The 16,971-nt window shown below is 59.6% G+C and carries 16 protein-coding genes and 2 tRNA genes; 6 read left to right on the top strand and 12 right to left on the bottom strand.

Features of this window, described 5'->3' with window-relative positions:
• Nucleotides 1-25 precede the first annotated feature (25 nt).
• Nucleotides 26-802, top strand: a complete 777-nt coding sequence (locus ACB042_RS00385; RefSeq protein WP_371177544.1) for a BPL-N domain-containing protein — start codon at nucleotides 26-28, stop codon at nucleotides 800-802.
• A gap of 183 nt (nucleotides 803-985) precedes the next feature.
• Here the strand turns inward: ACB042_RS00385 and ACB042_RS00380 are convergent, their stop codons facing one another.
• Nucleotides 986-1,135, bottom strand: a complete 150-nt coding sequence (locus tag ACB042_RS00380; RefSeq protein ID WP_005338159.1) for a hypothetical protein — start codon at nucleotides 1,133-1,135, stop codon at nucleotides 986-988.
• Nucleotides 1,136-1,578: 443 nt separating this feature from the next.
• Here ACB042_RS00380 and ACB042_RS00375 point away from each other — a divergent pair, with 443 nt between their 5' ends.
• Nucleotides 1,579-3,678, top strand: coding sequence for a hypothetical protein (locus ACB042_RS00375; RefSeq protein ID WP_371177543.1), 2,100 nt, complete (start codon nucleotides 1,579-1,581; stop codon nucleotides 3,676-3,678).
• A gap of 78 nt (nucleotides 3,679-3,756) precedes the next feature.
• Here the strand turns inward: ACB042_RS00375 and ACB042_RS00370 are convergent, their stop codons facing one another.
• The 7 genes from ACB042_RS00370 to ACB042_RS00340 all read right to left on the bottom strand — a co-directional run bounded on the left by ACB042_RS00370 (nucleotide 3,757) and on the right by ACB042_RS00340 (nucleotide 10,155).
• Nucleotides 3,757-4,965, bottom strand: coding sequence for a NupC/NupG family nucleoside CNT transporter (locus ACB042_RS00370; RefSeq protein ID WP_371177542.1), 1,209 nt, complete (start codon nucleotides 4,963-4,965; stop codon nucleotides 3,757-3,759).
• Nucleotides 4,966-5,323: 358 nt separating this feature from the next.
• On the bottom strand, nucleotides 5,324-5,749 hold the full coding sequence (arsC, locus tag ACB042_RS00365; protein WP_005338171.1) for a glutaredoxin-dependent arsenate reductase: 426 nt from the start codon (nucleotides 5,747-5,749) through the stop codon (nucleotides 5,324-5,326).
• A 61-nt stretch (nucleotides 5,750-5,810) separates the two neighbouring features.
• Nucleotides 5,811-6,875 carry an ACR3 family arsenite efflux transporter gene (gene arsB, locus ACB042_RS00360; protein WP_270660003.1) on the bottom strand — a complete coding sequence of 355 codons (1,065 nt, stop codon included), beginning with the start codon at nucleotides 6,873-6,875 and terminating at the stop codon, nucleotides 5,811-5,813.
• 109 nt (nucleotides 6,876-6,984) lie between these two features.
• Complete coding sequence (arsA, locus tag ACB042_RS00355; RefSeq protein WP_371177541.1) at nucleotides 6,985-8,748, bottom strand: arsenical pump-driving ATPase; 1,764 nt, start codon at nucleotides 8,746-8,748, stop codon at nucleotides 6,985-6,987.
• A 27-nt stretch (nucleotides 8,749-8,775) separates the two neighbouring features.
• Nucleotides 8,776-9,144 (bottom strand): arsenite efflux transporter metallochaperone ArsD, encoded by a 369-nt coding sequence (arsD, locus tag ACB042_RS00350; protein ID WP_371177540.1) that lies wholly within the window; start codon nucleotides 9,142-9,144, stop codon nucleotides 8,776-8,778.
• 4 nt (nucleotides 9,145-9,148) lie between these two features.
• Nucleotides 9,149-9,517: an ArsR/SmtB family transcription factor gene (locus ACB042_RS00345; protein WP_371177539.1), complete on the bottom strand. Its 369-nt coding sequence runs from the start codon at nucleotides 9,515-9,517 to the stop codon at nucleotides 9,149-9,151.
• Nucleotides 9,518-9,756: 239 nt separating this feature from the next.
• The gene (locus ACB042_RS00340; protein WP_005359119.1) at nucleotides 9,757-10,155 is read right to left on the bottom strand and encodes an META domain-containing protein; all 399 of its coding nucleotides are present in this window, start codon (nucleotides 10,153-10,155) and stop codon (nucleotides 9,757-9,759) included.
• A gap of 157 nt (nucleotides 10,156-10,312) precedes the next feature.
• Here ACB042_RS00340 and ACB042_RS00335 point away from each other — a divergent pair, with 157 nt between their 5' ends.
• Complete coding sequence (locus tag ACB042_RS00335; protein WP_371177538.1) at nucleotides 10,313-10,792, top strand: hypothetical protein; 480 nt, start codon at nucleotides 10,313-10,315, stop codon at nucleotides 10,790-10,792.
• A gap of 1 nt (nucleotide 10,793) precedes the next feature.
• Here the strand turns inward: ACB042_RS00335 and ACB042_RS00330 are convergent, their stop codons facing one another.
• Both ACB042_RS00330 and ACB042_RS00325 read right to left on the bottom strand, forming a co-directional pair.
• Complete coding sequence (locus ACB042_RS00330; RefSeq protein WP_005338188.1) at nucleotides 10,794-11,273, bottom strand: putative 4-hydroxy-4-methyl-2-oxoglutarate aldolase; 480 nt, start codon at nucleotides 11,271-11,273, stop codon at nucleotides 10,794-10,796.
• A gap of 42 nt (nucleotides 11,274-11,315) precedes the next feature.
• Nucleotides 11,316-11,723 carry a DUF3293 domain-containing protein gene (locus tag ACB042_RS00325; protein ID WP_371177537.1) on the bottom strand — a complete coding sequence of 136 codons (408 nt, stop codon included), beginning with the start codon at nucleotides 11,721-11,723 and terminating at the stop codon, nucleotides 11,316-11,318.
• 396 nt (nucleotides 11,724-12,119) lie between these two features.
• Here ACB042_RS00325 and arcA point away from each other — a divergent pair, with 396 nt between their 5' ends.
• Nucleotides 12,120-12,839: a two-component system response regulator ArcA gene (gene arcA / locus ACB042_RS00320; protein ID WP_005338193.1), complete on the top strand. Its 720-nt coding sequence runs from the start codon at nucleotides 12,120-12,122 to the stop codon at nucleotides 12,837-12,839.
• A 162-nt stretch (nucleotides 12,840-13,001) separates the two neighbouring features.
• Here the strand turns inward: arcA and ACB042_RS00315 are convergent.
• Together ACB042_RS00315 and ACB042_RS00310 are read right to left on the bottom strand one after the other, a co-directional pair.
• Nucleotides 13,002-13,076: transfer RNA gene (locus ACB042_RS00315), tRNA-Gly, on the bottom strand.
• A gap of 15 nt (nucleotides 13,077-13,091) precedes the next feature.
• A tRNA-Gly gene (locus ACB042_RS00310) sits at nucleotides 13,092-13,165 on the bottom strand.
• Between the two features lie 201 nt (nucleotides 13,166-13,366).
• Between ACB042_RS00310 and cydD the strand changes: the two genes are divergently transcribed.
• Nucleotides 13,367-15,136, top strand: coding sequence for a cysteine/glutathione ABC transporter permease/ATP-binding protein CydD (gene cydD, locus ACB042_RS00305; RefSeq protein ID WP_371155117.1), 1,770 nt, complete (start codon nucleotides 13,367-13,369; stop codon nucleotides 15,134-15,136).
• Nucleotides 15,129-16,859, top strand: coding sequence for a cysteine/glutathione ABC transporter ATP-binding protein/permease CydC (gene cydC / locus ACB042_RS00300; protein WP_371177536.1), 1,731 nt, complete (start codon nucleotides 15,129-15,131; stop codon nucleotides 16,857-16,859). The genes cydD and cydC overlap by 8 nt, the downstream gene beginning before the upstream one ends.
• Nucleotides 16,860-16,971: the final 112 nt, after the last annotated feature.

Below are 16,971 nucleotides of genomic sequence, written 5' to 3'. Positions count from 1 at the left end.
TCACATCACAGGGATAGTGGCAGCGATGAATGTACCAAAAAGCGTCGTGCGGATTGCGAGCGTTATCAGCCTTTGGTTAATGACAGGGTGCATGGCAGAGGCCGCCTCTGCGCAGCCGCAGCAAGAGCCGTACGCGCTGATCTATAACGGGCCGGTTTCTGATGGGGATAGCACGAAGGCGATTGCGGATGTGGTCAGGCAGGTGGGCTTGCCGGTCAGGTATCTCTCCAATCTCGAGGCGCTGCCTGCAGAGCTCAATAATGCCAGGGTATTTATCGTTGGCGGCACTGAGGACGATGTGGAGCCGCTCCTCAATGCCTTCACCGCAGACGCGCGCTCGGCATTAAAAACCTATTTGCTAAGCGGTGGCCGCTACCTCGGGATCTGTGGGGGTGCCTTTGTGGCATCTATCGGCTGGTCTGAGGATGAAGGCTTTGTGCCGGCGCTGGGCCTTGTTCCTGCGACATCCGATGATTATGACGGCGACTTTAGCGCCAGGATCTTCCCGATCAGCTGGCTTGGTGAAGAGCGCCAGATGTATTACCAGGCCGGCCCGCAATTTACGCCGGTGCCAAGCCCCGAGCAGGTCAAGGTCATCGCCCATTTTCAAAACCATCATATTGCCGCGCTGATCAGCTCATACGGGAAAGGCAAGGTGGCCGTTTCCGGGCCACACCCCGAAGCCCCCGAATCGTGGAAAGAGAATGCGGTGGATGGCGACAAGATGGAGTCGAATATTCATTTAGCCACAGGACTCGTCAACGAGTTGCTCTCCGAAGAGCCCGTCACCCATTCGAAGTAGTCGCGCCCCTACGCCCCTGGATGTGACCCCATTGCTCGGCCCGGAAGTCAGGCCAGCCAATCGGCAGCAATCCATAAAAAAAACCACCGACCTGCAAAAGGTCGGTGGTTTTTTTATCGGTGGTAGATAACGGGTAGCCGATACAAAGGGTTCGCTACCTCAACTTTCGCCCGGGAACGAGCACTACTCTTCCTGCTCCTCCGGTTGTCTCTCCTCACCCCGTATCTGTAGCAGCTCTTCGACCCTGGCTTGCCACTTGTCGTGGGCCTGTTTGCGCTCCTGCTGCATAAATGCTTCTCGCATGGTGTCGATTTTCTGGTCAAGTGTTTCCATCAGAGTGTCTCCTTGTGTGACCGCGTAAAGACTGGCTGACGGCGCGTTGGCCAACCTGCTCCCCTAATCTGACACCGCTAATGCCGTTACTGCCCAATCAAATAATCGATTGGAAGTACTAAAACCAATCTAAAAATTCTTTTCCTTGTTTGTTCCACCACGCCAGCGCAAGGGAAACAGACCGCTCAGAGCGGGATGATCCGGCACGCGGCCAACACGTTGTTGAGTGTGGTCGCCCCCCTTTTCAGGAGAATGGGGCGCCGTTTCCCCATCCGTCCGGTGAGGAGTACCGGCAGATTTCAGGCGTGTTGCTGTGCCCATGATCACACAGTCACAACTCTCGCCCTCCTCTCACCGCGCCCCCGCTTTTTATCATCTAGAGTTACCGGGCAGTCCAAAGCTGCTGAATTATATACATTCGCCGCCAAGAGGGATCTTTTTTCATGACCGAGCATATCGATCTGCTACCTATCAACACGGATGATGAGCAGGACGCAGGCAACCGTTACCTCTACTACACCGAAGGGGATCTGGCCCGCATTCTTGCCAATCTGGAACAGCTGCGCCACGCGGTGTTTCCGGCCGCCATCGGAGAGAGCGAAACGGGCGCCACCGTGCCCCACAACTTTCCGTCCGTCTGTCTGGTGGGGCTGGGGCGCTGCGGCTCCAACATCGCGCAGGATGTGGCCTCGCTGGTCTACAACGCCCGCAGCTTTTATCTCAATGAGTTCAACAGTGAAGAGCAACGCAAGCAGGAGAAGGAGTTTGGCCCGGTGAGCTGGATCCGGCGCAACCTGCGACTGCCAAACAACGGGGCCCGGCCGGTCTTTCTGATCGAGCCCATGGTGATGCTGGGGGATCTGGACAAGGACATCGATGGCCGCATCCGTCACTCCAATCGCAGCGGCGAAGGTGGCTCCTTGCGTGATTACGCCAAGATGCGGGTGATGGACTTGTCGGAGATCCACGCGGGAGGCGCGGGTAACGCCCCCATCCTTGGCCAGTATCTGGCCAAGATCATCCTCAACAAGAGCCCCCACTACTTCGCCAACTCCGAGTGGCAGGCCATTCATACCTATCTGGTGGACTCCTGCGGCATCAAGGCCAACCAGTCCCGCCTCTATTTCTACATCTTCAGTGCCGGGGGCGGCACCGGCTCCGGCATGGCCTCCGAGTTCGGGCTGGCCCAGCAGTACTCCTACATGAGCAAGACCTTTTCGCCCCCGTCAGAAGAGGAGGAGCACCTCTCCCTCGGGGAGCACTTCATGTTCGATCCCATCTTCACCAGCGGCATCTGCATCCTGCCCAATATCTGTGATCGGGGTATCGAGATCTCGGAAGCGCTGCACATCAACGCGGGGCGCCTGCTGTGCAAGTACCTGGCCGAGGAGTGGGACTTCTCCTATCACTTCGACAACGAGCAGGCGTGCGATGCCAGCATGCTCAAGCGGATCAGACCCTGGAATGCCATGATGCTGATCTCCAACGACATCATGCGCTACGCCGAAGAGAGCGACGATGGCGAGATCCAGCATGTTGATGTCAACACCATGGAGAAGTACGCCAACCAGTACATCTCCCAGCAGATCTTCAACATTCTTACCGCCCAGGCCGTCACCACCGACTACGACGAGAACTACTTTCGCCGAGCGGGCATCGACATCAGCGAGACCATTCGGCTCGATGCCAACGACCTCTTTATGAGTCTGGCGGGGCCGGTGGCGGTGGCATATGCCGAGTCTATCTCGCCCCCCGGCGGCCTGTTTGACAAGGAGGACGGGCTCAATGTGGACGATCTCTTCACCCGTTCCATCGAGCTGCCCCACTTCAACAAGATGACCCAGGCCATCGAGGGGATCAGTCTGCTGCCCATCGAGGCGGGCAACTATCGGGAGTATCTGGACGACTATGTGAAAAGTGGCCATGACCCGGCCCACCTCAACGAGCTGCACTTCTTCAAGAACTGCTCCTCTGTGGTGTCGATCATCTCCCTGCCCAAGGAGTACAAGCTCTCCTATATGGATCTCAACCGGCTCAAGTCTCACCTCAACGGGCTCTTCCCCAATACCACCCTGAAGCGCTATGCGCTGGTCATCGGGGCGTCGGCCAACATCTCCCTCACCACCCTGATCGTCAAGAGCCCCTGCCTGAGCGATGACTTCCTGACCCTGATCGTGGCCTTTATCAAGCGCTGCTTTGCCAAGGATCACTATCGCTTCGATGAGCATCTGGACAAGGCGGTGATCGAGATGATCTGCAATGAGGAGTGGAACGATGCGCTGCTCGACAGCATGCTCAACGAGTTCGAGAATCCGGCCAAGATCCTCGATACCAACTGGTACGCCATCAAGCCCATGTATGAGAAGAAATATCGGGAGCTTATCCGCGAGAAAGAGAAGTTCGTCTCCATCAACGATATTCGCCTCAGCCGCGAATCGGTGAAAAAGGCGCTGCTCTATCTGCGGGAGATCTATCGCCACCGGGTCAGCAAGACCCGCATTCTCTCCCTCAACCCACGTCTGGGGGAAGCAAACGCTCGCTAGCACTCTGCCCATGAAGCAAAGCGCCAGCCCCAGATGGAGCGGGCGCTTTTTTTACTGGCGCAGCCTCGTTTTATCTCATCAGAGGGAAACAAAGATCCCGGCCAAGGTGGCGCTCATCAGGTTGGCCAGGGTCGCCGCCAGCACCGCCTTGAAGCCGAGGCTCGCCACGTCGTGGCGGCGCTCCGGCGCCATGGTGCCGATGGAGCCTAGCTGCACCGCAATGGAGCCCAGGTTGGCAAAACCACAGAGGGCGAAGGTGATGATGATCTGGGTGTGGGCGCTCAGATCCGCCTTGATATTGGCAAAGTCCAGGTAGGCGACGAACTCGTTCATGATCACCTTCTGGCCAATCAGGGAGCCTGCCGCCATCATCTCGCTGGCGGGCACGCCAATCAGCCAGGCCACCGGGGCAAACAGATAGCCAAGCAGCTGCTGCAAGGAGAGATCGGCCCAGCCGAACCACTCGCCGACCGTGGTGAGACCTGCGTTGATCATGGTGATGACGCTGACAAAGGCGAGCAGGATGGTGCCGATGGCCACAGCGATTTTCATGCCCCCCATGGCGCCGCCCGCCAGCGCATCGATGGCGTTGCTGTAGTCGCTCTTGTCGAGGGTGATCTCGGTCTGATCGCTCACCTGCTGCTGCTCCGGCACCAGCAGTTTGGCCATCAGCAGGCCACCCGGCGCCGCCATAAAGGAGGCGGCAATGAGGTATTTAAGATCCACCCCCAGACCGGCGTAACCGCCCAGCACCGAGCCCGCTACCGAGGCCATGCCGCAGGTCATCACCGCAAAGAGCTCGGAACGGGTCATACCGGCAAGGAAGGGACGAATAAGCAGCGGCGACTCCCCTTGCGACAGGAATATATTGCCGGTGGCCACCAGAGATTCGGCGCGGCTGGTGCCGAGCAGGCGATGGATGGCGCCGCCCAATACCCGGATCACCCACTGCATGATGCCGAAGTGGTAGAGCACAGCGATCAGCGCGCTGATAAAGATCACCAGCGGCAGCACCCGCACGGCGAAGATAAAGCCGTTGCTGGCGAGACCGCCAAACACGAAACGGATGCCGCTGTCGGCGAAGCCGAGCAGGGCGGAGACGCCATTGCTCATGGCACCGAGCATGATTTGTCCGGGGGGGAAATAGAGCACCAGGGCAGCAAAACCGGTTTGCAGGGCGAGTGCACCCAGCACGGTTCGCCAGCGGATGGCTCGGCGGTTTTCACTCGCCAGCCAGGCGATAAACATCAGGGCCAGCATACCGACCAGACTCAATAACAGTGTCATCTTGCACCTATGAAGAGAGGAGTTTCATATGGCAAGTCTGCAGACAGGCGTCGCGGGCGATCCGGCGAGAGAAATGCCGACCCACGCGACACGCAGACCACAAACCTACAGGTTAGTGGCGGGTCCCATCCTGGGGTCATTCACGTTCCGGGTGACAGCATGTATCGGGTGACGCCAGCGCCGTCGCAGGGGGAGATGCGGCCGGGTGGCAGGTCGGGCGGCGATGGTACAGTGATCATCGTCACAGAAAAAGCGGTAAAACGATTGGCCGGAATAACTTTTTCAACTTGTTCACACAACGAAACAGGGCCAGCGTGAAGCTGGCCCTGTTTCAATCCGTACTTGAGCGTTCAGATGATTACTTGAGGCGCTTGCCGCTCGCATCCACCACCTGCTCGCCATCCTCCTTGGCGAAGGCCCCTTTTTGCTGATCGGGCAGAATATCGAGCACCACTTCCGACGGACGGCACAGTTTGGTGCCAAGCGGCGTGACCACGATGGGACGGTTGATGAGGATGGGGTGAGCCAGCATGGCATCGATCAGTTCATCATCGCTGAAACGATCTTCCGCCAGCCCGAGCGCCTCGTAGGGTGGCACGTTCTTGCGCAGCAGATCCCGCACCGGCATGGCCATGGCGGCGATCAGCGCCACCAGCTGGTCACGGGAGGGAGGCGTCTCCAGATAGTGGATGACAGTGGGTTCCACGCCGCTGTTGCGGATCAGCTCCAGGGTGTTGCGGGAGGTACCACATTCCGGGTTGTGATAGATGGTGATTGCACTCATTTGCGTGTCTCTCATTAATCAAGTGAATAGAAAATGGATAGCATCAGTTCGCAGCCATCAGTTAACGGCTTAGCCCTGCTTCGTACCAAGGTTTGCTGGCGTTAACCACCCGCACCACCAGCAGCATGACCGGCACCTCGATCAGTACCCCGACCACTGTGGCGAGCGCCGCGCCGGAGTGAAAGCCGAACAGGCTGATGGCGGCAGCTACCGCCAGCTCGAAGAAGTTGGAGGCACCGATCAGGGCGGAAGGACAGGCAACTGAGTGCTTCTCCCCCACCTTGCGGTTGAGCCAGTAAGCCAATCCCGAGTTGAACAGCACCTGGATCAGGATGGGCACCGCCAACAAAGCGATAACCAGCGGCTGCTCGATGATGGCGTTGCCCTGAAATGCAAACAGCAGCACCAGAGTGAGCAGCAGGGCCGCCACCGACCAGGGCTGGATGCGAGTCATGACGCCGTCAAAATGGGCCTCTCCCTTTTTCAGCAAAGCCTTGCGCAGCAGTTGGGCGATGATGACCGGGATGACGATATAGAGCACCACAGAGGTGAGCAGGGTATCCCACGGCACTATGATGCTGGAGACCCCGAGCAGCAGCGCCACCAGCGGCGCGAAGGCAAACACCATGATGAGGTCGTTCACCGCCACCTGCGACAGAGTGAAGTAGGGATCGCCGTTGGTAAGGCGACTCCAGACAAACACCATGGCGGTGCAGGGGGCCGCCGCCAGCAGGATCAGGCCCGCTACGTAACTGTCGAGTTGATCCGCCGGCAGCCAGTCGGCAAACAGCACGCGGATAAAGAGCCAACCGAGGAAGGCCATGGAGAAGGGCTTGACCAGCCAGTTGATAAAGAGGGTGACCCCAATACCCTTTATGTGGCCCTTCACCTGATGCAGGGCGCCAAAGTCGATCTTGAGCAGCATGGGGATGATCATCACCCAGATCAGCAGCCCCACCGGCAGGTTGACCTTGGCCACCTCCATGGCACCGATCGCCTTGAAGAGATCCGGCAACCCCTGCCCAAGCCCAATACCCACCAGAATGCAGAGGGCGACCCAGGCGGTCAGATAACGTTCAAAAAAGCCGATGGCAGGCACGGCCTTGGCATCACATGTTGCAGACATCACAGCTCCCGATGCGGCGCAATTTCGCATCTTCTATTGGTTCAAAACACGGGTTTATAACAAGTAACGGCATATTCAAGCCGCCCCGGCAGCAGGCCGGGGCGGCGACTCAATGGTGCTGGCAGAGACGGCGCAGGGCATCGGGCCCCACCGGCTCTTCAGCGAGCAGCGGCACCACGGCGTAGCGGCTGGCGTGTTGCTGCTCGACCGCTTCGATATGGGGCAACTGGCGCTCGGCCCGCAGTTGCAGCAGCGGTGAGCTGACCGCGGCTTGCTGCAAGCTGTGGTTGATGAGCCAGCCCCAGGGCTCTATACCGGCCCGGCGCAGATCGGATTGCAGATTGACAGCCTCCTGCACTGGCGTCGGCTCGGGCAACGTCACAATCAGCACCTTGGTCTGTTTGGGGTCCTGCAACTGCATCATGGGGGTGGTGAAGTGCAGCCCCTTGTTTCCCATCTGGCGAGCGATCTCCCTGTGGTAGGCGCCGGTGGCGTCGAGCAGCAGCAGGGTGTGGCCGGTGGGGGCGGTATCCATTACCACGAAGCGCTTGCCCGCCTCGCGAATAATGCGCGAGAAGGCCTGAAACACGGCGATCTCCTCGGTACAGGGGGAGCGCAAGTCCTCCTCCAGCAGTGCCCGCCCCTGCTCGTCCAGGGCTGCTCCCTTGGTGGCCAGCACCTGGGCGCGGTAACGCTCGGTCTCGGCGTGGGGGTCGATGCGACTCACCTCTAGATGGGGCAAACTAGCTGCCAAGGTCTCGCTCAGGTGCGCAGCGGGATCCGAGGTGGTGAGGTGCACCGGCAAACCGCGGCTCGCCAGCTCCACAGCCACGGCGGCCGCCAGCGTAGTTTTGCCCACCCCGCCCTTGCCCATCAGCATGATAAGGCCGTGACCGTCGGCGGCCAGCTCGTCCACCAGCGAACTCAACTCGGGCTGGGCTTGCTTGACAGTGGACTGTACTGTCGAGGATTGAGCAGCTGTTCCCTCTGATTGCAGCAGCTGGCGCAAACTGTCGACCCCCACCAGATTGGTGGCCAGCAGCGGGATATGATCCTGCGCCAGCCCCTTTATCCCCTGTGGCATCTGGGCGAGAGCCTGTTGCTCGCGCTGCCAGAGCGCCATTGCCAGCGGATCTCCGGCAATAGCGCCTTCGGGGAAGAGGCCATTGATCACCAACTGCTGATTCAGCAAGCCGATGGCGGCCAGCTCTTCGTGGGTGCGAGCCACTTCCCGCAGAGTGGATTGCTGGGCGCGCGCCACCAGCACCAAGCGGGTGCTGGCAGCATCAGCCAAGGCGGCGACCGCCTCGCCATACTGGCTGCGCTGCTTCTCCAGCCCCGCCAGCGGGCCAAGGCAGGAGGCATCCCCCTTGCCCTGCTCCAGAAATTCGCTCCAGGCGCCCGGCAGTTGCAGCAGCCGGATGGTGTGGCCGGTTGGGGCCGTATCAAAGACGATATGGTCATACTCGGCCAGCAGCGTTTGGTCGGTCAGCAGCGCAGTGAATTCGTCAAAGGCGGCGATCTCGGTGGTGCAGGCGCCGGAGAGCTGCTCCTCGATGCTGCGCACCACGCTCTCGGGCAACTTGCCGCGCACCGGCCCGACGATCCGCTCCCGATAAGCTTTGGCCGCCGCGGGGGGATCTATCTCCAGCGCCGACAAACCGGGCACAGCGGCGATGGCGGTGACGCGATTGCCGATCTCGGTGGCAAACACCTGCCCCACGTTGGAGGCAGGGTCTGTGCTCACCAGCAGCACCCGCTTGCCAATATCACACAGCGCCACCGCACTGGCGCAAGCCAGCGAGGTCTTGCCCACCCCGCCCTTGCCGGTGAAAAAGAGAAACGGCGGTGGATTGGTCAGAAAATGGTACATAGCCTCTCCCGAATGGTGCGTCGCGACTCAGCAGCAACCGCTGCCGGAGCAGCAGCCACCCTTGACGATCCCCTTGATGGCCACTTGCGGCGCAGGCAGCCCGGCATAACGGGCCAGCTCGCTGCGGTTCGGGTAACGGCCGGTCAACACCACCTGCCCTTCCACCAGCACCAGTGGCAACCCCTCCTCCCCGGCGTGGGTCAGAAAAGCGCTGACCGCAGGTGTCTCGGCAAACTGCATCGGCTGCTGGGCCAGATTGAAACGCTCGATGGCTACCCCCTGCGCCTTGGCCCAGGCAAGGTCGGCTGCGAAGGTGACCAGTGCCTGATCAACCTCGGTACCGCAGACACCGCTGGAGCAGCAGAGGGCGGGATCAAAAATCTGAATGGAGGACATGGCATTACTCCTTGTTGCAGCAGGGCTGCGCAGGCAGAACATGGGGGGAGCAGGCTGACTCGGCACGTATCACGCCGCACGCCTCGGGATGACCGGCACAGCACTCCTCGGTGAGGTAGGCGATCACATCCAGCATCAGGGGAATATTGGCGCGGTAGCGTAGAAAGCGCCCCTCCTGCTCCACCGACAGCAGACCGGTGTTGAGCATCGCCTTAAGGTGAAACGAAAGGGTATTGGGGGCAATATCGAGCTCGCTGGCCAGTTCACCGGCGACCCGCCCCTCCAGCCCGGCCTTCACCAGCAGCCGCCATACATCGAGCCGGATGCCGGATGCCAGCGATTCAAAGACCTTGGTGGCCATCTCTTTGTTCATCTTCACTCCCCTTGGTGCAACCTTTCATTTCAACTATACAAGAATCATTGAAATGATCAAGATACGTACCGAAGCAAAGATACGAGATTCTGGCATCAAACCGGGCAGAAAGGGGAATCGACAAGTGAACAACCGTTGTGGACGGCCACACAGGGTTCATCGCAGATAAACAGACGCCCTCCAGAGGGAGGGCGTATCAGACAGTCAGCGCTGTCGGGGCAATCAGACGAACGCGTGCCTTATTTGGCAGCAGGCACAGCGTTAAAGGTGAGCAGGGCAGCCTTGTTGGCATCGCTCAGGGTCAACTGGTTGCCGTTGATGGAGTAAGTTGCCACCTTCTCCAGCTTTTGCAGGAACTCGGTCTCTTTGTTCATGGCGTCGCCGATGCACATCATGCGAGTGGAGCCCATGGCGCCCAGCGTCAAGACACCGTCACCCTGCTTGGTGATGCCGCCAAAATAGCGGTTGCAGCCGCCCTTGCCCGCCACCTTGCCGTCGACCACTTGCAGGGTGAAGGTATCGCCGGTGGCGCCTTGCAGCTGCCAGCTGGATGCTTGCAGTTGAGCCATGCTGGAACCTGTTGCCATTGCGCAGCCTCCCAGTGCCAGCGCGGCCAGCAGAGTCAGTTTCTTGTTCATGGATTCACCTCTTAATGATTAGAGCCATCAATACGGCAGCCTGTTTAACATGGCTGGCGCCCATGCCAAAGGATTTTATTGTGATCTCCCTTCACTTTACTACCAGCTGGCATGTGCCATGCTTAGGCTCAGTTCCGGACCCAGGGAGGGGAAACGAATGGTCAAATCACTCATCATCACACTGCTTGCAACCTGCGCCAGCATGGCCGTACAGGCCGCCGACTGGGCAGTGGTTCAGCCGCAATCCAACCCGTCTCTCTATGTCAAAAGTTACTCGGGTGTGCTGCTCAATGGCCATAGCCATCACAGCGACAGTTTTGATCTCTGGCTGGTCAATAGCGGCTATCAATATCCGGTGGTGGATGATGTAACCCTCTTTATGGAAGCGGGCCCGGCAGTGGCGGATAAAAATCGCACATCCGGTTTCAATATGAGTTCGGGGGTACGCTACCAGCTCTCTCCGGCATTCAATATCGGCAGCCAAATCAAGCATCTCGATCTCGACAAGGCCAGCACGCTGCTGGAGCTCAACTCCAGCCTGCTGCTGACCCCCAGACTCTCCCTCACCGCCAACTACGGCGTCAGCGCCATCACAGCCGATCAGGCGCTGAGCCTGGGGGTCGGTTTCAACTTCTGAATCAGATCAGCGGCGTGGCACTCACCACCACGCCGTTGCGATCCGCATAGACGTAATCCCCTTCGTGGATGGTCACACCGGCAAAGCTGACCACGGCCCCCAGCTCTCCCAATCCTCGCTTCTCGGTCTTGACCGGACAGGCTGCCAGCGCCTTGACCCCGAGCGCCAATGTCGCCAGGGTGCCCACATCCCGCGCCGCGCCGTGGATCAGGATCCCCTCCCACCCCTGCTCCACCGCCTTGACCGCCAGTTGATCGCCAAGCAGCGCACGGCGCAGCGAGCCGCCGCCGTCGATCACCATCACTTTGCCGTGACCGGGGCGGGTCACCAGATCCCGCACCAGGCTGTTGTCTTCATAACAGGAGAGCGTTACGGCGCGACCATAAAAGAGGGCCTTGCCGCCAAAATCCTGAAACACCGGGTCGGCCACTTGCAGCAAGTCGCCATGTTGATCGCAGAGGTCGGGCAGGAGATCCAGCATGATTTGATTCCTTTCAGATGCATGAAGGTGTTCATTCTTTCATCAGGCAAGGTTTCTGGCAATCCAGAAGGATTCAATATTGCCCAGACAAACTGCTGATCTATCCGTCAATACTGGTGTCAGCCAGAGCTGGCCATCCTCCACCCAGTAGATGGCGTTCTGGCCAAAACGCGCAGCCAGCTGACGGGCTTGTGGCAGGGATAGCGCCAGCGCCAGCGATGACTCCTGCCAGCGTTCGTCCGGGTCAGATCCCCAAAACGGCCCCACCACGGGCACCTGCAAATCCACGATCAGATGGCGCCACAGCGCCCGTTCCCGCCGCATATTGCGTCGTTCTGTGACACACTGGCTGGCCGGATTCCAGGCTGTGATGATGGCAAAGGCAGACCAGTCTGGTGGCTCAAATGGCGCGATAAAGCAGATTTTCTTGTAGTTTTCCCACAAATTCATGTCAATCACATGTTACATTCCATTACATTTTGTAGGGGCGAAAACCCGGTTCAGGCCAAGTATGATGCTGCTGTACCAGGGTTTGACCTATATCAAATCAGAGTTAAAAAGTTGCTATCTGACGGCAAAGAGTGTTGTTATGCTCCTGTTAACTGATAAAATGCGGCCACTTTCGTAATGGACGACCTTTCCAGGCTCTGCTCGACCAGACTTGTCGGGAACCTATAAGTGGCACAGGGATACTTGCCGGTACTGATGCCTAATTCGCGATATTCCGACCTGACTCTCATACCCAGGATGACGTAATAAATTTTCAGGATCAGTCAGGAAATCGGTTTGAAACGCCAAAGAGTGTTAAATTTAAGATAATTAACTGATAAGAATCTGGGAATACTCATGCAAACACCACACATTCTGATCGTCGAAGACGAGCTGGTCACACGCAATACCCTGAAAAGCATTTTTGAAGCCGAAGGCTACATCGTGCTCGAAGCCAACAACGGCGACGAAATGCACCAGGCCCTCACTTCCCACACCATCAATCTGGTGATCATGGACATCAACCTGCCAGGCAAGAACGGCCTGCTGCTGGCCCGTGAGCTGCGTGAGAACGACAACATCGCCCTGATGTTCCTGACCGGTCGTGACAACGAAGTGGACAAGATCCTGGGTCTGGAGATCGGCGCCGATGATTACATCACCAAGCCCTTCAACCCGCGCGAGCTGACCATCCGTGCCCGCAACCTGCTGAGCCGCACCATGAACGTGGCTGCCGGTGGCGAAGAGAAGAAGCTGGTTGAGCGCTACCTGTTCAATGGCTGGGCGCTGGATATCAACAGCCGCGCACTGGTCAGCCCGACTGGCGACATGTTCAAGCTGCCGCGCTCCGAGTTCCGCGCCATGCTGCACTTCTGCGAAAACCCGGGCCAGATCCAGACCCGTGCCGAACTGCTGAAGAAGATGACCGGCCGTGAGCTCAAGCCCCACGACCGTACCGTCGATGTGACCATCCGTCGCATTCGCAAGCACTTCGAAAGCGTCAACGATACTCCGGAGATCATCGCCACCATCCACGGCGAAGGCTACCGTTTCTGTGGTGAGCTGGAGCAGGAATAAGCTCCCGCAACGCTGTTGATCTGAAAAGGCGCCTTGGGCGCCTTTTCTGTCTCTGCGGTTTGCCTTAAAAGCTGAGAAACCGTGAGCGTGACGTCGAACGCCGCACACGACAGATGAAAAACAAAAAGCCCACTCTCAGGAGTGGGCTTTTTGTTTTGAAGCTGGAGCGGGCAGCGGGAATCGAACCCGCATCATCAGCTTGGAAGGCTGAGGTAATAGCCATTATACGATGCCCGCCTGGCATCTGAAATTTGGAGCGGGTGATGGGAATCGAACCCACGTATGCAGCTTGGGAAGCTACCGTTCTACCATTGAACTACACCCGCGTCAGGGCTCCTACTATATGCATTTTGCCGCCGAGCGCAATGGCGCCTTTGCCACTTTTTTCAATAAATCAATCTGTTCGGACAAGGATTGAACAGACGGTTGCTTTTTCAATCAAACATTTTCAACACAGATAATTTACAAGGTTGCCAAGGCCAAACGGCAAGGATAGTCTTGCGCCACTCGACGCGAGGATGGTGGTAATGGATAAAAAAACGCAAAAACGTCTCTATGGCTGGTTGCGCAAGCAATCGAGTCACGGTCGCCGCTGGATCACGATATCCATCGCTTTTGGCCTTGGCCAGGGCATTCTGATGGTGGCGCAAGCCTGGCTGCTGGCGACCCTGTTGCACGGCTTCATCATCGAAGGCTCAACGCCCGAGCAATCCATCACGTTCTTTCTTACCCTGCTGCTGGTGACGCTTGGCAAGGCCGCTCTGGCCTATGGCCGCGAAGTGGCCAGTTTCAAGGCGGGCAGCGCGGTGCGCCAAACCATCCGCCAGCTGGTACTCACTCGCTTGAGTCGTCTCGGCCCTGCCTATATCCAGCGCCGTCCGGCCGGTAGCTGGGCCAGCCTGTTGCTGGAACAGATTGAAAACATGCAGGATTTCTTCTCCCGTTATCTGCCGCAGATGGCCATCGCCGTCTTTATTCCGGTGGTCATTCTGGTGGCCGTGTTCCCGGTCAACTGGGCGGCGGGCCTGATCCTGCTGGGCACTGCGCCCCTCATCCCTATCTTTATGATCCTGGTAGGTGTGGGCGCCGCCGATGCCAACCGCCGCAACTTTCAGGCGCTGGCCCGTCTCTCCGGCCACTTCCTCGATCGGCTGAAGGGGCTGCGCACCCTGCAACTCTTTATGCGTACCCAGGCAGAAGGTGACGCCATTCGCGATGCCTCGGAAGATTTTCGCGAGCGCACCATGGAAGTGCTGCGCCTGGCGTTTTTGAGCACCGCCGTGCTGGAGTTCTTCGCCGCCATCTCGGTAGCGCTGGTTGCCGTCTACTTCGGCTTCTCTTATATCGACCATCTGAACTTTGGTAGCTATGGGGTAAAGGTCACCCTCTTTACCGGCCTGTTCGTGCTGTTTCTCGCCCCCGAGTTCTACGCCCCGCTGCGGGAACTGGGTGCCCACTACCACGCCAAGGCGCAGGCCATCGGCGCTGCCGAGCAGTTACTTGAATTCCTCGAAGCCGAGGTGAGCGAACCGGCCGCAGGCACGGCGCCGTTCCATGCCGACAGCCCGGTCAAGGTAGAAGCCAAAGGACTTGAAGTGCTGAGCGCCGAGGGCAAGGTGCTGGTCGGCCCCATCGACTTCACTTTGGAAGCCGGTTCACGTACCGCCCTCATCGGCGTCAGCGGCGCAGGCAAGAGCTCGCTGGTCAACGCCCTGCTCGGCTTTGCCCCCTATCGTGGTGAGCTCAAGGTCAACGGGCAGGAGCTTGCCACCCTCGACATGAGCCAGTGGCGCTTGCAACTGGGCTGGCTCTCGCAAAACCCGCAGCTGTTCCACGCCTCCTTGCGCGACAACCTGCTGCTGGCCAAACCAACGGCCAGCGATGCCGAGCTGGAAGATGCCCTGAAACGGGCGCAGGCGTGGGAATTTGCCATGGAGAAGGGGCTCGACTATCCGGTCGGCGATCAGGCCGGCGGCCTCTCTGTCGGTCAGGCTCAGCGTCTTGCCCTGGCGCGAACCCTGCTCAAATCGACCCAGCTGATGGTGCTCGATGAGCCGACCGCCAGTCTGGATCGCCACTCCGAGCGCGCCATCATGACCACCCTCGAGCAGGCGATGGCTGGCCAGACCCTGCTGATGATCACCCACCGCCTCGACCAGCTTACCAAGATGGACAAGATAATGGTGCTGGCCCACGGCCAGCTGGTGGAGCAAGGCAGCTTCCAGCAACTTAGTTCTGGGCAGGGGCATTTTGCCCGCCTGCTCTCCCAACGTTCCGGAGGTTCTCTCGATGAGTGATCTGTTGCCGTTTCTGCGTCTCTATCGCCAACACTGGCTCAGCCTCACCATTGGTTTGCTGCTGGCGCTGGTGACCCTGGCCGCCGGCATGGGGCTGCTCTCCCTCTCCGGCTGGTTCCTCTCCGCCGCCGCCGTGGCGGGGATGACCGTTGCGACGACCCATGCCTTTAACTACATGACCCCCGCGGGCGGAGTGCGCTTCTTCTCCATCGTCCGCACCGCCGGTCGCTGGGGTGAGCGGGTCGTGAGCCACGACGCCACCTTCCGGGTACTGACCCGACTGCGGGTCTGGTTCTGGCAGAAACTCTCGCCGCTCTCCACCGGTACCCTGGCCGGTTTCCGTCAGGCGGATCTGCTCAACCGGCTGGTGGCCGACATCGATGCGATGGACCACGTCTATCTGCGGCTGATCACCCCCATAGGCGCGGCCCTGCTCAGCACCGCCGGACTGGTCTTCTTCCTGTCGTTTTTCGACAGTCGCCTCGCCCTTACCCTGGGTGCCATTCTGCTGTTTGGCATGATTGCCCTGCCGCTGGTGTTCTACTTCCTCGGCCGTCGCCCCGGTCAGGCGCTGATTGCCGAAAAATCGACCCTGCGTACCCGAATGGTGGACTATCTGGATGGTCAGGCCGAGCTGCAGATGTTTGCCGCCGCCCCCAAGGCGCTGGTTGAGCTGCAACAGGCCGAACAGGCGCTGCTCGTCGCGCAGGCCCGCATGGCCAAGGTGAGCGGGCTGGCCAACTTCTCGGTGCAACTGCTGAGCGGCTGGACCCTGACCCTGATGCTCTGGCTGGCCGGTCATGGGGTAGCGGGCGCTGCGCCCGACCCCATTACCGCATTGATGGTCTTTGCCACCCTGGCAAGCTTCGAGGCACTGATGCCACTGGCGGGGGCTTTCCAGCACCTCTCCACCAGCCTCACCTCGGCACGCCGCCTGAACGAGATCCTGCAAGAGGCAAAAGCCCCCGTGTGGGGCGACGAACAGACCCATGCCACCGCTGGTGCGCTGCAGATCAATGACCTCTATTTTGGCTACCCCGGCAACCCTCAGCCGGTGCTGCGTGGCTGCACCCTGCAGCTGCACGCCGGTGAGAAGCTGGCGCTGCTTGGCCAGACCGGCTGCGGCAAATCGACCCTGATGGGGCTGCTGACCCGGGAGTGGAGCCCGCAGGCTGGCAAGATCCTGCTCGATGGCAAGCCGCTCACCGACTACAGCGAAGGGGCGCTGCGCGCCTCCATCTCGGTGGTGAGCCAGCGGGTGCATCTGTTTGCCGATACCTTGCGGGGCAACCTCAAACTGGCCGCCCCGACCGCCACTGACGAGCAGCTGATTGCAGTGCTGACCCAGGTCGGGCTGGCCAATCTGCTGGAAGATGAGGCGGGTCTGGATGCCTGGCTCGGTGACGGCGGCCGCCCCCTCTCCGGTGGCGAGCGTCGCCGTATCGGCATCGCCCGCGCCCTGCTGCACGATGCGCCGCTCTGGCTGCTGGACGAACCGACCGAAGGGCTCGACAGTCAGACCGAGCGGGAGATCATGGATCTGCTGTTCAAGCTTGGGGCAGATCGCACCTTGCTGCTCATCTCCCACCGTCTGCTGGGGATGGAGCAGATGGACCGGATTGCCCTGATGGAAGAGGGACAGATCCGCCTCTGCGCCCCTCACAACGAGCTGCTGGCGGATGATTACTACCGCAGCCTCTATCAGCGACTGGCTCCGGTTTGATATCAGGCTGATGGGGGTCACACCCTGACAAACGGGCGCAAAACGGGGCTGGTCGCCGCAGGCGGCTGGCCCCTATAATGTCCCCCTCATTATTCAACAAGATGCCGACATG

The sequence above is a fragment of the Aeromonas sp. S13(2024) genome (assembly GCF_041402405.1).
Lineage (GTDB): Bacteria > Pseudomonadota > Gammaproteobacteria > Enterobacterales > Aeromonadaceae > Aeromonas > Aeromonas veronii.
This window is presented reverse-complemented; position numbering and strand designations above follow the sequence as displayed.

Bases quoted from the DNA above. Each gene is read 5' to 3' on its own strand.
- ACB042_RS00385 (WP_371177544.1), top strand. From the start codon at position 26: ATGAATGTACCAAAAAGCGTCGTGCGGATTGCGAGCGTTATCAGCCTT.
- ACB042_RS00380 (WP_005338159.1), bottom strand. From the start codon at position 1,135: ATGGAAACACTTGACCAGAAAATCGACACCATGCGAGAAGCATTTATG.
- ACB042_RS00375 (WP_371177543.1), top strand. From the start codon at position 1,579: ATGACCGAGCATATCGATCTGCTACCTATCAACACGGATGATGAGCAG.
- ACB042_RS00370 (WP_371177542.1), bottom strand. From the start codon at position 4,965: ATGACACTGTTATTGAGTCTGGTCGGTATGCTGGCCCTGATGTTTATC.
- arsC (WP_005338171.1), bottom strand. From the start codon at position 5,749: ATGAGTGCAATCACCATCTATCACAACCCGGAATGTGGTACCTCCCGC.
- arsB (WP_270660003.1), bottom strand. From the start codon at position 6,875: ATGTCTGCAACATGTGATGCCAAGGCCGTGCCTGCCATCGGCTTTTTT.
- arsA (WP_371177541.1), bottom strand. From the start codon at position 8,748: ATGTACCATTTTCTGACCAATCCACCGCCGTTTCTCTTTTTCACCGGC.
- arsD (WP_371177540.1), bottom strand. From the start codon at position 9,144: ATGTCCTCCATTCAGATTTTTGATCCCGCCCTCTGCTGCTCCAGCGGT.
- ACB042_RS00345 (WP_371177539.1), bottom strand. From the start codon at position 9,517: ATGAACAAAGAGATGGCCACCAAGGTCTTTGAATCGCTGGCATCCGGC.
- ACB042_RS00340 (WP_005359119.1), bottom strand. From the start codon at position 10,155: ATGAACAAGAAACTGACTCTGCTGGCCGCGCTGGCACTGGGAGGCTGC.
- ACB042_RS00335 (WP_371177538.1), top strand. From the start codon at position 10,313: ATGGTCAAATCACTCATCATCACACTGCTTGCAACCTGCGCCAGCATG.
- ACB042_RS00330 (WP_005338188.1), bottom strand. From the start codon at position 11,273: ATGCTGGATCTCCTGCCCGACCTCTGCGATCAACATGGCGACTTGCTG.
- ACB042_RS00325 (WP_371177537.1), bottom strand. From the start codon at position 11,723: ATGAATTTGTGGGAAAACTACAAGAAAATCTGCTTTATCGCGCCATTT.
- arcA (WP_005338193.1), top strand. From the start codon at position 12,120: ATGCAAACACCACACATTCTGATCGTCGAAGACGAGCTGGTCACACGC.
- cydD (WP_371155117.1), top strand. From the start codon at position 13,367: ATGGATAAAAAAACGCAAAAACGTCTCTATGGCTGGTTGCGCAAGCAA.
- cydC (WP_371177536.1), top strand. From the start codon at position 15,129: ATGAGTGATCTGTTGCCGTTTCTGCGTCTCTATCGCCAACACTGGCTC.